Raw genomic sequence first — 16,317 nt, 5'->3', positions numbered from 1 at the left:
GAGACCTTTCCATGCTCAAGGTCCTGCAACGAATCATTCAGGAGGTCAACAGCGCGCGCAGCCTGGACGCGGCGCTGGCGACCCTGGTGCGCCGGACACGCAAGGCGATGCAGACCGATGTCTGTTCGTTCTACCTGTTCGACGGCGAACGCGATGCGCTGGTGCTGATGGAGACCATCGGCCTGAGAACCCAGGCGGTGGGCCAGGTGGCGCTGCCGGTAGGGGAGGGGCTGGTCGGCACCGTGGCCCGCCGCGAGGAACCGCTCAACCTGGAGGACGCCCAGGCTCACCCCAGTTTCCGTTACTTCGAGGCCACCGGTGAAGAGCGCTACTCGAGCTTTCTCGGTGTGCCCATCATCCATCAGCGCCGCATGCTCGGTGTACTGGTGGTGCAACAGGCAGAGCGTCGTCGTTACGATGAATCCGACGAGGCCTTCCTGGTCACCATGGGCGCCCAGCTTGCCGGCGTGCTGGCCCATGCGCTGGCCACTGGTGGGTTGACCTGCCCGGCCTTTCCCGGCGTCCAGGCGACCTTCATCGGGGTCGCCGCCTCACCCGGCATGGCCATCGGCGAGGCGGTGGTGCTGTCACCGCCGGCCGATCTCGACAGCGTGCCGGATCTGGTGCCCACCGACGTCGAGTTCGAGATCGCACGGCTCAAGGACGCCATCGCTCGGGTGCGCGAAGAGATTCGTGCCGCCGGCGAGCGGCTGGCCAATCGTATCTCGGCCCAGGAACTGGCGCTGTTCGACGTCTATCAGCAGATGCTCGGCGAGGCGGCGCTGTCCCAGGAAGTCGAAAAGCGTATCCGCGAGGGCCAGTGGGCGCCCGGCGCCCTGGCCGACGTGGTGCGCCGCCATGTGCAGTATCTTGAGCGTGTGGACGACGATTACCTGAGAGAGCGTGCCGCCGACGTGCGCGATCTCGGACGCCGAGTGCTGGCCCATCTGCAGGAAGAGTCGCCGCGGTTGCCCGAACACTACCCCCAGGGGGCCATCCTGATCGGTGACGAGATCAGCGTCGCGCTGCTTGGCGAGGTGCCCCGGGACCGACTTGGCGGACTGATCTCGGTACGAGGGTCGAGCAACTCCCATGTGGCCATCATCGCCCGTGCCATGGGGATTCCGCTGGTGTCGGGGATGATCGACCTGCCATTGCCGCGACTCGACGGCGCCCCGCTGGTGCTGGATGGTCACCGAGGGCGCGTGTTCGTGCGTCCTGGCCCGGAGCTGGTGGCCCATTACCAGAGCCAGATCGACGAGGAGAAGGCCCTGGCGGCGCTGCTCGAACACGAGCAGGACCTGCCCAGCGTGACCCCGGACGGTCACGCCATGACGCTGATGGTCAATACCGGACTGACCGTCGATACGGTCGCATCGCTCAAGACGCGTATCGGCGGGGTAGGGCTGTATCGCACCGAAGTGCCGTTCATGATCACCGAACGTTTCCCCGGCGAGCAGGAGCAGACCCGGCTGTACAGGGAGCAGCTCGAGAGCTTTGCCCCGCTTCCGGTGGTGATGCGGACCCTGGATATCGGTGGCGACAAGGACCTGCCGTACTTCCCCATCGAAGAGGCCAACCCCTTCCTCGGCTGGCGCGGTATTCGCGTCACCCTGGATCACCCCGAAGTGCTGATGGTACAGCTGCGCGCCATGCTCCGGGCCTCCCAGGGGCTCGACAACCTCGAGCTGCTGCTGCCCATGGTGACCAATGTCGATGAAGTCGATGACACCCTGAAGCTGATCGAGCGGGCGATCATCGAGCTGGGCGAAGAGGGGGTGGAAGTGCGCCGGCCGCGCCTCGGGGTGATGCTCGAGGTGCCGGCGACGCTTTACCAGCTCAGGGCACTGGCGGCGCGGGTCGACTTTTTCTCCGTGGGCAGCAACGACCTGACCCAGTACCTGCTGGCGGTGGATCGCAACAACCCGCGGGTCGCTGACCTCTACGATTCCTGTCACCCTGCGGTGCTGTCGGCGCTGCATCGCCTGGCCGCCGAGAGCAGCGAGCTGAATGTGCCGACCTCGGTGTGCGGCGAACTCGCCGGCGACCCGGCTGGTGCGCTGCTGCTGATGGGCATGGGCTTCCGGGTGCTGTCGATGAATGGCCCCAACCTGCCCCGCGTGCGGGCGGCCATTCGTCGGGTATCGCGAGAGGCGGCAGCCGAGCTGGTGGAGCAGACCCTTGCGCTGGAAACGCCAGCCGAGGTGCGCGCCCACCTGGCGAGCCGCATGCAGGCCTGGCAGCTGGCCCATCTGCTGCCGCCCAGGGATTGAGCGAGGCAGCGGCCGTCAAGGATGGCCGCGCGCCTTGGCATCTCGCAGCGTGGCCAGCGACGCTTCAGCCGTCTCGGTCGATGGTCAGCGCCAGCCGGGTCTCGCCCTGAGGCCGCCCGCCCGGGCCAAAGCGCCGTTCCGAGATGTCGAAACGCTCGCCGTTCACGTCGCGGTGCAGCGTCAACTCGCTGGTGGCACGGGTGCCGTAGTCGTCGCCGACGATAAAGGCCGGTGACAGGAAGCGTTCGAGCTCCAGCCCCACGCCGGTGTCCGGCAGGCTAGCGTCCGGCGCCGGGTGGCGGTCGAGGAAGCCCTGGCGGGCGTTTGCCAGGGAGGCGTGTCTGGCCTCGGCGATGTCTTCGGCCAGGGCGTTGCGCACCTGGACCAGCTTGGGCCAGGGGGTATCCAGAGAGGCGTTGGACAGGCCGTGCACTCCGGCCTCGACCGCCTGCAGTGCGCAGCCGTGGCGATGCCGCTCGAGGTGCCAAAGCCGCTTGCCGTCGCCGATCAGCAGATTGAAGCCACCGTAGCGCAATGCCTCGCCCGCACTCTGGCATTCGAGCCAGGCCTCGAGGTCATCGGTTTCGAGGCCACGGCGCACCAGCAGGCCGCGGCTTTCGCTCGGTTGCGGTGGTATCAGTTCCGGGTCGCGAACATTGGTGATGGCGGCGAAGCGGCCGCGACGATGGATGCCGAGCCAGGTCCCGCCGGCCTCGAGGTCGCGACCGGCGACCAGTCCCGGGGCGTCCGGCCAGGCGGCCAGGGGCGCGGTGGGGCGCGCGTGGACCTCGTCGCGGTTGGCGATCAAGGTGATCGGCCGCGCACTGTCCGGGGCGAAGTGAAAGGCAATCAGGCACATGGGCGCAGCGTAGCCGGATTTTCTGCCCAGGGGAATCCGGGGAGAGCCTGCAACTGTGCCACCATGACAGGCTGCGGCCGGCAACGTACACTCTTGGCTTCTTCATTCAACAGGATGGAAGATGGAAGGCGACGATAGCAGGGATCGCTTTTGGCGCAGGCTGGTGATTCCCATCCTGTGGCCGGTGGTAGCCGCCCAGGGGGTGCTGCTGGCGCTGTGTCTGGTGCTGGGCGCCTCGCTGCACTGGCTGATGCCCGCCGCCGCCGGCTGGAGCACCACCCTGTGGATCGTCATGGGTCTGCTGGTGGGCACCACGCTCAACATCCTCGTCTTCCTGGTGCTGCTCAAGCATCGCCTATCCCGCGCTCAGCGTGACTTCGACAGCCTGCTCGAACGGGTCGAGAGCCAGTTGTCGCCACAACTCGATGGGCGGCACGAAGCCCCCTCGCCGGAAGACTCGCTGATGGAGCGAGTCAGGTGGCTGCTCGAGGCCATCGACGCTCGACCGAAGGCAGGCCAAAGACGGCGCGGCAGTCCGCCTGACGTCGAGAGCGGTGATGCGGTTTGGCTCGAAAGCCAGGGGGAAGTCAGAGCAGATATCGGAGTAGATAGCCGAGCAGATAGCCGAGCAGATAGCCGAGCAGAGAACACGCCGGATTCGCTGGGCGAGCCCAGCGACTGGGAGCACGAAAGCCGGCGCCTGGCCGCCGCGCTGTCCCGCGCCAGAGAAGAGTCGCGTCTGAAGTCGAGCTACCTGAGCCACGTCGGCAAGGCATTGGCACCCTTGATCGCCGAGCTCGATCAGCTGATCAACCGGGCCGGCGACGGCGCCGAGCCCGAGGCGTTACGCCGACTGAGCGATATTCGCCTGTTGCTCGACAACCTCGAGGACGGCACCGACACGGCGCCTGTGGCAGAGCCTTCCGAGTCATCGGCCGACGAAGCGACACCCAGGGTGCTGATCGTCGACGACGGTCCGGTCAACCTGATGCTGGCGCGGGAGGTTCTCGAGCGCCGAGGCGTCGAGGTGGTGACCGCGACCCGCGGAGAGGAAGCGCTGGAGCGGCTGGCGGCGGTTGCCGTCGATCTGGTGCTGATGGATATCGTGCTGCCGGATATCGACGGCGTCGAGACCTGCCGTCGTCTGCGCGCGATGGAGGCGGCGGATTCGGGCCGCCCGCGTGCGGTGGTGATCGCCCTGACCGCCAATGCCAGCGACCAGGACCAGGCGCGCTTTCAGCAGGCCGGCATGGACGCCTGGCTGGCCAAGCCCTATCGTCCCCAGGCGCTGCTCGAACTGCTCGATCACTGGTTGCCGCTGCCGACGAGGTCGGTCTGATGCTGGCGTCCCTGGTCTCCTATCTGGCGCTCGGCACCGCGGCGGGCTTCCTGGCCGGTCTCTACGGCGTGGGTGGCGGGCTGATCATCGTGCCCAGCCTGATGACGGTATTCGCGCTGCAACAGGTGTCCGGCGAGGTGGCCATGCACCTGGCGGTGGGGACCTCGCTTGCGACCATCGTGATCACCGGCGCCTCGTCCGCCTGGGGCCACTTTCGCCGGGGCAGCATTCGGCGTGACTGGCTGGTAGCGCTGCTGCCGGGGCTGGTGATGGGCGCCGTGCTTGGGGTGTTCGTTGCCGGCGCCCTGTCGGGCGGCCTGCTCGGCACGCTGTTCGGCGTCTTTCTGCTGCTGGTCGCCGCCAAGCTGGTGCTGGGGCGCTCGCCCAAGGCGGGGCGTCAGGCCCCCGGGCGTGGCAGCATGGTCGTCGCCGGCGGTGTCATCGGAGGTGTCTCTGCCCTCTTCGGTATCGGTGGGGGGACACTGAGCGTTCCCTGGCTGATTCGCTGCGGTGCCAGCATGACCCAGGCGGTCGGTACCTCGGCGGCCTGCGGAATGCCCATCGCCCTGGTCGGCGCGGTGACCTTCATCGCCGTTGGCCTTGGTGATCCGCGACTGCCCGATGGCGCCTTCGGTTTTGTCATGCTGCCGGCGCTTTTGGGGATTGCCCTGACCAGCGTTCCCTGTGCGCGGCTTGGTGTGCGACTGGCGCATCGGTTGCCCGCTCGGGTGCTCAAGCTGTCGTTCGCGCTGTTGCTGACGGTGGTGGGGCTCGGCTTCCTGCTGTAGCGAACCGTCGCCGCCGCTTGCTGTCCTATTGCCGCTGTGGCGTTTTTCTGGCGGTCATCCGCTTGTATAGCGCTACGTTACTCTCTGGTCACCTCGGTCACTTTCAGGAAATCTACCGACTATGCTGTCTTATCCCCAGATCGATCCCGTTGCCATCTCGCTGGGTCCGCTCCAGGTCCACTGGTATGGACTGATGTACGTGGTGGGCTTTGTCGCTGCCTGGTGGTTGGGCTGTCGACGCGCCCACCGCATCGGCCTGACCCGGGACGACGTGGGCGACCTGCTGTTCTACGCCGCCCTCGGCGTGGTGCTCGGTGGACGCCTTGGCTACGCGCTGTTCTACGGGCTGGATCAGTGGCTCGCGGACCCGCTGTGGATCGTCAAGGTGTGGGACGGCGGCATGAGCTTCCATGGCGGCCTGCTCGGGGTGTTGCTGGCGGCCTTGCTGTTCGCCCGGCGCAAGAACCTGGCGTTCTTCACCCTGACCGACTTCGTCGCGCCGCTGGTGCCGATCGGCCTGGGGGCCGGGCGCATCGGTAACTTCATCAATCACGAACTGCCGGGCCGCGTCACTGACCTTCCCTGGGGCATGCCGTTCCCTGGCTACGGCCCCGAGCCGCGCCATCCTTCCTCGCTGTACGAGGCGCTGCTCGAAGGCCTGGTACTGTTCGTGGTGCTGTGGTGGGTGTCGAGCACACCGCGACGTCGCGGCCTGGTCTCTGGTCTGTTCCTGTTGATCTACGGCTTGAGTCGCTTCGCCGTGGAGTTCGTGCGTCAGCCGGACCCGCAGCTTGGCTTCATTGCCCTTGGCTGGGTCACCATGGGCATGCTGCTTAGCCTGCCGATGATCCTGTTCGGCGTGCTGTTGGTGGCCTGGTCTCGCCGCCAGCCGATGGATGTCCGTACCGCGCCTGCGGCCGACTAGGCGCTGACGATCCGCCGATGCATGATGCGGCCGCCTTGGCCCGGCCCGGTTGGTCATGCCCGAGAGGCTGCGTCACGCCGACAGGGCCCCGGTGGCCGCGCCAAGCTGGCCGCGCCAAGCTGGCCGCGTCTGGCATCGAAGCATGCCGAGCAGTACAATTGCCGGTTTTTCTGGTTTCGAGAAACCGTCCCGAATCCGTCACGACCAAGCGAGTGAATCCCGATGCATGTTGATAGCGCTGCCGAAGCCACCGACCTCCCCGCCCTGGAGCAGCCGTATCTGGATTTGATGCGCAAGGTGCTGGACGAAGGGGTCGAGCGTGACGACCGCACCGGCGTGGGCACACGCTCGATCTTTGGTCATCAGATGCGCTTCGATCTGTCCCGCGGCTTTCCGTTGGTGACCACCAAGAAGCTGCATCTGCGGTCGATCATCCATGAGCTTCTGTGGTTTCTGAAGGGCGATACCAATATCGCCTACCTCAAGGAAAACGGCGTGCGTATCTGGGACGAGTGGGCCGACGAGAACGGCGACCTCGGCCCTGTCTATGGCTATCAGTGGCGTAGCTGGCCGGATCCTCGCGGTGGCAGCGTCGATCAGATCGAGACACTGCTCGACCAGCTTGCCACCAACCCGCGCTCACGGCGGCTGATCGTGTCCGCCTGGAACCCGGCGCTGGTGGACGAGATGGCACTGCCTCCCTGTCATTGCCTGTTCCAGTTTTACGTGGCCGACGGCAAGCTGTCCTGCCAGCTCTATCAGCGCAGTGCCGACATCTTCCTTGGCGTTCCCTTCAATATCGCAAGCTACGCGCTGCTCACTCGGATGATCGCCCAGGTGGCGGGTCTTGCCCCCGGTGATTTCGTTCACACCCTGGGGGATGCCCACCTTTATCTGAACCATCTCGAACAGGCCGAGTTGCAGCTGAGTCGAACGCCCACCCGGGCGCCTCGCCTGGAGCTGGAGCCGTCGGTGGATAACCTGTTCGACTTCCGTTTCGAGCACATCAGCATCCACGACTATGAACCCCATCCCCATATCAAGGCCGAGGTAGCGGTATGAGCAGCGCCGACAATGCGAGCGAAGGCCAGGATCTGGCGAGGCTCGACACCTTCGTGCCGGTGGCGATGATCGCCGCCATGTCGCGTAACCGGGTCATCGGGGTCGACAACCAGCTGCCCTGGTACCTGCCGGAGGACCTCAAGTTCTTCAAGCGCATGACCCAGGCCAAGCCCCTGGTGATGGGACGCAAGACCTTCGAGTCCATCGGCCGTCCGCTGCCTAACCGGCTGAATATCGTGGTCACCCGTGACACCTCCTTTCATCACGATGGCGTCAGGGTCTGTCACGACCTGGCCAGCGCGATCGAACTGGCCGACCGTCAGGCCACCATCGAGGCCGCCGAAGAGATCATGGTCATGGGCGGGGCTCAGATCTACGCCCAGGCCATGCCGATCGCATCGCGGCTCTATCTCACCGAGGTGGATGTCGATATCGAAGGTGACGCCCACTTCCCGGCGCTTGAAGGCGACTGGCAGGAAGTCGCCAGCGAAGCCGGCTCGCCGAGCGAAGGCCAGCCCGCCTACCGCTTCGTTCGCTACGAGCGTTCAGCCGAGAGCTGAAGCGCCTAATGCCTGGTTGCGGATTTGCGGTAGTCGCCACGGGACGAAATTGGCGTCTTGCAGGTGACACAATGAGCGTCGCCGAGCGGCGACAATTGCGACATCGCAAGCCCTGGCACAGACTGTGGCGACAACCCTGACAACAGCGGGGCGTGACCGGAGTCACCCCTGCAACGCGGCATTTTGCTGAGCCTGGAGGAGTCGACGTGATCGAGACACACGCAGAACACCCGTTGGAGGCGCTCGAGCAACGCACGGCGACGCTATTGGACGGACTGCGTGAAGGGCGTCGGCGCGAGCGTCAGCTGTCCAGCGAGCACCAGCGTATGGCCGACGAGCGCCAGCGCTTGATGGAGGAGTGCGAACGGCTGGCGTCCGAACGAGAGCGGTTGAGCGCTGAGCTGAACGCTGAATTGACCGCCGCCCGAGAACGTCAGCGTGAGCTCGAGTCGCAACTTGGCAGCGCCGTCGAACGCAGCGGTCAGCTCGAGACGGAGCTTGAGGCACTGCGCGCCGAGCGCCAGGCGCTGTTTGAAGAAAACAGCGAACTGACCGAGGAAAATCGCGAACTCGACGAACAGAATCGTGAACTCGAGGCCCACAACGCCAGGCTGCGTGAGCGCGTCGAACATCCCGAAGCCGAGCCTCAGTCCCCCGCCTTTGTTCGTCCCAAGCGACGCGCCCAGGGCCTGGCTGCATTGATGCAGCATCGCCCGCGTCATGCCAGTGGTGATCAGTCAGCCGACGAGACAGACGATCGGACGACTGAACAAGCAGCCGACCAGGCGTCTGACCAGACAGCGGCTCATACAGCCGTTGAGCAAACCGAGCAAGCCGACAAGACATCTGCCGAGCACAGCGGTGAGCAAGCCCCTGTCCAGTCTCCTGAGCAAGCCTCTGACCTGGATGCTGGGCGAGTGGACGGGCCTGCCGGCGAGGTCGCATCGGCTGTAACGGCCAGCGAGGCGTCCCCGGAACCGTCCACTGACGCGACGGTGTCATCCGACGCCTCTCGGTCGCAGTCAAGCCAACAAAGCCAAGGGGCGCCTTCCAGGGACGCTGACCTCCAGGGTGATACATCCGAAGCGACGGCCTCCGACGAGGCTGGCCGCCAGGGGGATCTGGCCATCGACAAGGCGCCGTCTCCCCAGGCGCTGTTGGGTGAGTGGTACCAGCGCTATGACAAGACCTTCTTCAAGGGCCACACCCGTCCCTTGAAGGTGGGCATCCACGAGGACCTGGCGGCCAGCGAGCCCTGGCCCGAGAAGCTGGTGCGGCGGGCCCTGGCCTGCTACGTCAACCTGCCGCGGTATCTCAAGTCGGTCAGGGAAGGCGCCGAGCGTATCGATCTGCAGGGCGCGCTGGTCGGAGCGGTCGATGCCCAGGCCGCCGAACACGCCAAGCGCAAGCTGGACCGCCTGCAGGCGGAGCAGCAAGGGCGCGGCAAGGTGTCGCAGCGGCGCAGCGGCCAGGGCCGGCGGCGCGCTGGCGCAGGCAAGGGCAATCAACCCCAGGGGGCATCAAAGGCCGACCCGCAGCCCCATCGGGAAGTCGAGAGTGAACAGAGCAGCCGCACGGCGATGTCACAGGGGCGCCCCCCGCATCTCCACCAGCCGCAGAACGAGTCCAGGCACCAGTCTCATGGCCACGACAGCGAGGAGTCGCGGCTACAGCGCAAACTCGACGCCCTGATGGCCCGCCACAATGGTAGTCACTGACCGCGCTCCTTGGGTGTGGTCGTTGTCTGGGCGCTTTATGCCTGGTCCTGATGTGCGGTCCTCAATTGTGCGGTCCTTATGGACGGCCGCCGCCGTTGACGACTGTCGACAGTGTTCAACCCAGCTGACTTGAAAGCGTCACATCAGCGGGGCATGATGTAGTCGCTATGCCCGGCGCAGCACTTTGTGCAGAATCGGTTCGAGGTTAGCGAACAATGTTCGTTAAGTCGTTTTTCCGGTTCCAGCGCTGGCGGCGCCTTCGCAGGGATCGGTGTCGAATCGAGGGGCGGCGGGAACGAAAACAGTGTTTTTTTCTTGTTGCGCTCCTGAGAATCCCGGTATATGGTTGCCCTTGCGAGCATTGGACTATAACAAGGCTTCGCCGCTGTCAGGCTCGCTGCCTCGGTTCCCTGCCAGGAACCACAAGGCCAGAAAAACGAGCCGGCAACGACCGGCAAGCCAAGGCTGCCAAGCGCAGCAACGATCGAAACAGCAAGCTAGTCAAAAGGAACTCAGCAATGAAAAAGACACTGTTAGCGACTGCCATCGCCGGTGCTGCCGCCTTTACCGCCGTCAGTGCCCAGGCCGCCACCGTCTACAACCAAGACGGCACCAAACTCGACATCTACGGCAACGTCCAGCTGGTCTACGCCGGAGTCAAGGATGACGATGGCGAAACTCGTGACGAGATCGCCGACAACGGTTCTACCTTCGGCTTCGCCGCCGAGCACGTCATCTACAACGGTCTGATCGGCTACGCCAAGATCGAAATCGACGACTTCAAGGCCGACGAAATGAAGGTCGCCGGTCGTGATGCAGGCGACACCGCCTACATCGGCCTGAAGGGCAACTTCGGTGACGCTCGCGTTGGTTCCTACGATTCCCTGCTGGACGACTGGATCCAGGATCCGATCTCCAACAACGAATACTTCGACGTTTCCGACTCCAACACCTTCAAGGGTGCTCCGGGTGACGAAGCTGGCGACGCTGACGTTATCGTCGGTGATCCCGAAGGCGACAAGATCACCTATACCTCTCCGGTCTGGGGCGGCTTCCAGTTCGCTCTGGGTACCCAGTACAAGGGTGACGGCGAGTCCGAGAACCTGACCGATTCCGGTGAGGCCTCTATCTTCGGTGGTCTGAAGTACACCTACGGCGGCTTCTCCATCGCCGGTGTCTACGACGATCTGGGTATCTACGACATCGAAGATCAGTCATTCACCTACATCGCTACCGATGTTGATGGTGATAGCGTCACTAACAGTGTAGAAACGGTGGACATCGATAGCGACCTGGGCGACCAGTACGGTGTCACCATGCAGTACCAGTGGGACAGCCTGCGCGTTGCCGTCAAGTACGAGCGCTTCGAGTCCGACAACGACCTGCTGAAAGACGCTGACTACTACGCCATCGGTGCCCGTTACGGCTACCTGGACGGTATGGGTGACGTTTACGGCTCCTACCAGTACATCGACTTCGGTGGCAGCGGCTTCAGCGACTTCGACAGCGCCAACGATGACGAGAACGACGACGACAACCACAACGAGTTTGTTGCCGGCGTGACCTACAACATCTCCGACGCCATGTACACCTACGTGGAAGGCGCCGTGCGTGACCGTGACAACGACCAGGGTGACGGCTACGCCGTGGGTCTGACCTACCTGTTCTAATCCGACAGGTTTGACCCCCTAGCGTTGGAACGCTATAAACGAAAGCCGATCCTCCGGGATCGGCTTTTTTTCTGCTCTCAATCGGCAAGCATGTGAGGATCCATGAAAGACGTCACCCTACCCGCGGCGCTGCTGGCGCTTGGTGTTGCCCTTGCAGGTACCACCGTACAGGCTTCTGACAGTGCCATGACCGAGCGCTTCCGTGAGGAGAACCGCCAGCTCGATCTGACCGGCTTCTTCAAGCCGGAGAGTGACGCCCGCAGCCAGAGCTTCATGTTCGGGTCCCCCCATGCCCATGACTTCGAGGTAGAGGAAGAAGGGGTCTATCGTTTCGAGAGCCGTGTCAGCGCAGGCTATGAAGACAGCTACCAGATCGATGCGGTGCTGATGGACGATGCCGGCAACGTGATCGCTCGGGGCGAGGGCTACGGCCAGGATGGTGGTCTCCAGTTGGAGAGTCGCCTGACACCCGGCAAGTACGAGTTGCAGGTCAAGGGCACCCGCTTTGGTCGACGCGGTCGCGCCGGCGACGGCTACAGCATCGCCGTGGTGGGTCTCGATGATCGTGGTAATCGTATCGAGGTGGATGATGGCACCGGCTTGCAGTTCGTGGGCTCGGATCGTGACGGGAGCCAGAGCGCCTTTGTCACCAGTCGTGACGCCGTGGTTACCCTGGGTAGTCAATCCGGTGCCTCCGGGGCCGCCGCGACTCAGTCTGCCGCAGCCCAGTCCTCCAGCGCAGCAGCGACTTCTGCGTCTGCCTCCTCCGCAGCGGCAGCAGGCGAAGTGGCCTCAAGCGCAGGTGCCTCGGCGGCCACCACGGCGTCCACGGCCGGGGTGGCGGGTTCCTCCTCGGCGGCCGGTGCCACAGCAGGTGCAGCCGCCGGCGCTGGCGCGGCAGCCAGCGTCAGCGGTAGTGCAGCGCGCAGCGATAACCCGGATGAGCGTCAGGTGCAGAGCGTCAAGACCGACGTCAAGATTCGCGCTCGTGGTGAGGTACTGAGCTTCAACGTGGCCGAGCCGAGCAGCGTGCGTATCACCACCTCGACCTTCCCGCCGGGCGACGAAGACACCTATCGCCTGACCATGGAGGTGGCCGATGCCTCCGGGCGTATCGTCGCCGAGGGTGAAGGTCAGGGCTTCAACGGCAACGTCGATCTGACCACCCAGCTGGATCCGGGTATGTACCACATTCGGGTCACCGGTCAGAAGTTCGGCAACGCGCAGGACGGCCCCAACAACTACGAGCTCAAGGTCGTGCTCGACAACTGATATCGCGAGCGACGTATCGTCGCGAGTGGTGACAACAGGACGGGCCCTTCGGGGCCCGTTTTTTGTGCAAGACGTTGGTCTCTGGCCGGTGGGGTCGCCCGACAAGCCGAACGATGCCACCACGGTGGACACAAAAAAATACCCCCGCCTTTAGGCGGGGGCATGGGGACGTGCTGTGACGGGATTGGTCAGCGGGTGGCACTTCTCGCCTGGTGGCAAGATGGGTCAGTCACCGACCCTTGCGATGGCCTCACGGACACCGGCAGCATACTCCGGGTGGCACTTCTCGAAGTGGCCGAGCTGACGCTCCTTGATAAAGTCCGGGACACCCTGCATATGCCGGGCGATATTGCCGAACAGTCGCTCCCGCTGCTCCGGGCTCATCAATTCGAACAGGGCGCGCGGCTGCGAATAATCGTCGTTGCCTTCGCGATGGTCGTAGCGCCAGGCGTCGCCTTCCAGCGGCAGCGGCGGTTCCACTACGCTCGGGTCCTCGGTCGGTCCATCGAAGGAGTTGGGCTCGTAGTAGGCGTCGCCGTTTTGCTCTCCGTTGGCGAAGAAGCGCATCGGGCCGTCCTTGTGGTAGTGGTGGACCGGACACTTCGGCTGGTTGACCGGCAGCGCCTCGTAGTGGGTGCCGAGGCGGTAGCGGTGGGCGTCGGCGTAAGAGAACACCCGTGCCTGCAGCATCTTGTCCGGCGAGAAGCCGATGCCCGGCACCTTGTTGGACGGTGAGAAGGCAGCCTGCTCGATCTCGGCAAAGTAGTTGTCGGCGTTGCGGTTGAGCTCGAAGTAGCCGACCTCGATCAGCGGGTAGTCGCCATGGGGCCACACCTTGGTCAGGTCGAAGGGATTGAACGGCGCCTGCCTGGCCTGTTCCTCGGTCATCACCTGGATAAAGAAGTTCCAGCGCGGGTAGTCGCCGTTTTCCAGGGCGTTGTAGAGGTCTTCCTGGGTGGTCTCGCGGCTCTTGCCCACCACCTGTTCGGCCTCGGCATCGGTAAAGTGCTTGTGACCCTGGGCGGTGCGGAAGTGGAACTTGCACCACACGCGCTGGTTGTCGGCGTTGATCAATGAGTAGGTGTGGGAACCGTAGCCATTGATGTGACGAACGTCGGTGGGCAGGCCACGGTCCGACATCAGCATGGTCACCTGATGCAGTGACTCTGGCGACAGCGACCAGAAGTCCCAGGCCGCGGTGGCCGAGCGCATGTTGGTGCGCGGGTGGCGCTTCTGGGTATGGATGAAGTCCGGGAACTTGGACGGATCACGGATAAAGAACACCGGCGTATTGTTGCCGACCACATCCCAGTTACCTTCCTCGGTGTAGAACTTCAGGGCGAAGCCGCGCACGTCACGCTCGGCGTCCGCCGCACCCTGTTCGCCGGCCACGGTGGAGAAGCGGGCCAGCATCGGCGTCTGGCTACCCGGGGTGAAGACCTTGGCCCTGGAGTAGCGGGTGATGTCCTGGGTGATGGTCAGGGTGCCGTGGGCGCCCCAGCCCTTGGCGTGGACGGTGCGCTCGGGGATGCGCTCGCGGTTCTGGTGAGCGAGTTTCTCGAGAAGCTGGTAGTCCTCGAGCAGCAGAGGTCCACGGGGGCCCGCACTCAGGCTGTTCTGGTTGTCACCGATGGGGGCACCGGCGCTGGTGGTCATTGTCTTGCGGGTCATGTGGCGTCTCCTGCTCTTGGTCTGGTCCGATATAAGGTATAGACCGCTGTCGACGAAGAACAATCGAACCTTTCTATTTCGTTTATAGGAAATGGATGTTTAGCGTTACTATTTATGCTATTCACGATGCATGTAACGTATTTCGCACCACCGCCACCGGCGGTTCGACCCTGAAGGAAAGCCTTCGTGCCCAAGCTGTGCAGATTTGTCGCTTCGCTCTCGCTGCAACTGAGAATGATGACTGGCCTGGCGATGACCTGGGTTGTCGTGGTGACGATCCTGCTGGCGTGGGGCTGGTACACCGGCAAGGACCTGGTGCGTGAGGTGAACTTTTCTCACCTGCGTTACGAGACGCATCTGATCGCCGATGAGGTGACCGAAGAGATCGAGACACGCCTGGCGATGCTTGAGCGGGTGGCGTCCAGGCACCCGAGTGGCGCGTTGCTCGACCCCGGCGGTGGGGTGTTGAAGGACAACAGCGTACTGCTCGAACTGTTCGACGGCCTGGTGGTGTTCGACGGCGACGGCAAGGTGGTCACCGATTGGCCGGTGACACCGGGGCGCGAAGGGCTCGATATCAGCGATCGTGAGTACTTCAGTTTTTTGCGCGAGGTCGGGCGGCCCTACGTCAGTGACCCCATCTATGGGCGTATTACCGGGCTTCCGCTGGTGCTGATGCTGGTGCCGCTGAAGGGCGACGACGGTCGTTTCATGGGGGCTCTGGGAGGCGTAGTCGAAGTTCATTCGGGCGGTATCTTCCGACGCTTGAGCCGGGTCCGGCTGGGTGGCGAAGGCTACGCAGCCGTGTTCAGCGCCTCAGGGCAGGTGCTCTACCACCCTGACCGTCGGCGCGTGATGGGGACGCTGGGAGACCTGTCCCACAACCCGGCCCTGGACCTGGCCCTCGATGGCTGGGAGGGCGAGCGTTATGGACCTACGGTAAATGGCGAAATGACCTTTCAGGCCTACCGGCAGGTGTGGCCGGCGGACTGGATCGTCGGCGTGTTCTTGCCGGAAGGCCAGGTATTGGCGCCCTTGTGGGGCTTGCTGAAACGCCTCAGCTGGGTCGGGGTGGGTATCGCGCTATTGCTGCTGCCGCTTCTTGGCTGGATGGTTTGGCTGCTGCTGCGGCCGCTTTACCAGTTGCAGTCGCAGATCGCCCAGGTAGGCAAGGGGCTGCGTGGGCGCGTCTCGCTGGGTACCGAGATGAAGGAATTGACCCAGGTCGCCGAGGCATTCAATGCCGTGGAGGTCGAGCGAAACCAGGCGCTGAATGATCTGCGCGGACGTCAGGCGTTCCTCGACAGCGTGCTGGCGTCCTCGCCGGTGGGCATGTTCGTGACCGACACCCAGGGGCGCATCACCTACATGAATGACGCCCTGGCCCAGTTGACCGGTCGTACCATGAAAGGGCAGGACCGCTACGGCTGGGTCCAGGCGATCCACGCCGAGGATCGTGATGCGGCGATCGAGCTGTGGCGCTACAGCATGGCCTCAGGGAAGGACTTTCTGCGTCAATACCGCTACTGGCGGGCCGATGGCGAGCTTCTGTGGCTGGAGGTTCACGCCAGCCAGGTCGCCATCGATACCGAGGTGATCGGCTTCGTCGGTACCGTGAAGGACATCACCGCCCGTCGTCAGCAGGAGGCGATACGTCAGTGGGAGGCCGAACACGATCCCCTTACCGGCCTCTTGAACCGTCGAGGCTTCGAGCGTCGCCTCGAGGAGGCCATGGCGGACTGGCGCAAGTTGGCCAAGCCCTCCGTTCTGATGCTGTTCGACCTGGATCGCTTCAAGCCGATCAACGATGAGGGTGGCCATCCGCTCGGTGACGAGATGCTGCGTCGCATCGCTCGGGAAGTCGGCCGCTGTGTTCGCAGCAGCGATCACGTGGCACGCCAGGGCGGCGATGAATTCGCGGTGCTGCTGCCAAGTTGCACACTGGCCCAGGCGCAACGCATCGGCGAGGCCATCCTGGCGGTGATCAACGACACCTGTGTGGTCCACGAGGGGCGTGAATACCATGTCACCACGAGCCTCGGCATCACCGAGTTTCGTGAAGGCGATGCCGATATTCACGCCCCCATCGAACGTGCCGATGCGGCCAGCTACGCGGCCAAGCGCCAGGGGCGCAATCGCCTGGTGGTGGACGAGAGCGAGGCGTAAGGCCGGCCGCACCG

The 16,317-nt window shown here is 64.3% G+C and carries 12 protein-coding genes; 10 read left to right on the top strand and 2 right to left on the bottom strand.

Annotation, left to right across the window (positions count from 1 at the left end; all coding sequences use genetic code 11):
• Positions 1-11 precede the first annotated feature (11 nt).
• Complete coding sequence (ptsP, locus tag KUW00_RS02180) at positions 12-2,273, top strand: phosphoenolpyruvate--protein phosphotransferase (protein WP_108131402.1); 2,262 nt, start codon at positions 12-14, stop codon at positions 2,271-2,273.
• A gap of 64 nt (positions 2,274-2,337) precedes the next feature.
• Here ptsP and KUW00_RS02175 read toward each other — a convergent pair whose 3' ends face one another.
• Positions 2,338-3,132, bottom strand: a complete 795-nt coding sequence (locus KUW00_RS02175) for an NRDE family protein (protein ID WP_108131403.1) — start codon at positions 3,130-3,132, stop codon at positions 2,338-2,340.
• 121 nt (positions 3,133-3,253) lie between these two features.
• Between KUW00_RS02175 and KUW00_RS02170 the strand changes: the two genes are divergently transcribed.
• From KUW00_RS02170 to KUW00_RS02135, 8 genes are all read left to right on the top strand, one after another.
• Positions 3,254-4,471, top strand: a complete 1,218-nt coding sequence (locus KUW00_RS02170) for a response regulator (protein ID WP_108131404.1) — start codon at positions 3,254-3,256, stop codon at positions 4,469-4,471.
• On the top strand, positions 4,471-5,259 hold the full coding sequence (locus KUW00_RS02165) for a sulfite exporter TauE/SafE family protein (protein WP_108131405.1): 789 nt from the start codon (positions 4,471-4,473) through the stop codon (positions 5,257-5,259). The genes KUW00_RS02170 and KUW00_RS02165 overlap by 1 nt, the downstream gene beginning before the upstream one ends.
• A gap of 121 nt (positions 5,260-5,380) precedes the next feature.
• The gene (gene lgt / locus KUW00_RS02160; RefSeq protein WP_108131406.1) at positions 5,381-6,184 is read left to right on the top strand and encodes a prolipoprotein diacylglyceryl transferase; all 804 of its coding nucleotides are present in this window, start codon (positions 5,381-5,383) and stop codon (positions 6,182-6,184) included.
• Positions 6,185-6,406: 222 nt separating this feature from the next.
• Complete coding sequence (locus tag KUW00_RS02155; RefSeq protein WP_222568147.1) at positions 6,407-7,246, top strand: thymidylate synthase; 840 nt, start codon at positions 6,407-6,409, stop codon at positions 7,244-7,246.
• A complete protein-coding gene (locus KUW00_RS02150) occupies positions 7,243-7,806 on the top strand; it encodes a dihydrofolate reductase (RefSeq protein WP_222515572.1) in 564 nt (187 codons plus the stop codon). The genes KUW00_RS02155 and KUW00_RS02150 overlap by 4 nt, the downstream gene beginning before the upstream one ends.
• Before the next feature lie 206 nt (positions 7,807-8,012).
• Entirely contained in the window at positions 8,013-9,524 is a 1,512-nt protein-coding gene (locus KUW00_RS02145) for a ProQ/FINO family protein (RefSeq protein ID WP_315901098.1), read from the top strand.
• 518 nt (positions 9,525-10,042) lie between these two features.
• Positions 10,043-11,194, top strand: coding sequence for a porin (locus KUW00_RS02140; protein WP_108131409.1), 1,152 nt, complete (start codon positions 10,043-10,045; stop codon positions 11,192-11,194).
• A 102-nt stretch (positions 11,195-11,296) separates the two neighbouring features.
• Positions 11,297-12,466, top strand: a complete 1,170-nt coding sequence (locus tag KUW00_RS02135) for a hypothetical protein (protein ID WP_108131410.1) — start codon at positions 11,297-11,299, stop codon at positions 12,464-12,466.
• Between the two features lie 225 nt (positions 12,467-12,691).
• Here KUW00_RS02135 and KUW00_RS02130 read toward each other — a convergent pair whose 3' ends face one another.
• Complete coding sequence (locus KUW00_RS02130; protein ID WP_108131411.1) at positions 12,692-14,137, bottom strand: catalase; 1,446 nt, start codon at positions 14,135-14,137, stop codon at positions 12,692-12,694.
• 186 nt (positions 14,138-14,323) lie between these two features.
• Between KUW00_RS02130 and KUW00_RS02125 the strand changes: the two genes are divergently transcribed.
• On the top strand, positions 14,324-16,303 hold the full coding sequence (locus KUW00_RS02125; protein WP_315901097.1) for a diguanylate cyclase domain-containing protein: 1,980 nt from the start codon (positions 14,324-14,326) through the stop codon (positions 16,301-16,303).
• The last annotated feature ends 14 nt before the right edge of the window (positions 16,304-16,317 follow it).

The sequence above is a fragment of the Halomonas sp. DP5N14-9 genome (genome assembly GCF_019802175.1).
GTDB lineage: Bacteria > Pseudomonadota > Gammaproteobacteria > Pseudomonadales > Halomonadaceae > Halomonas > Halomonas litopenaei.
Note: the sequence above shows the minus strand (reverse complement) of the source record. Positions and strands in the feature narration are given on the sequence as shown.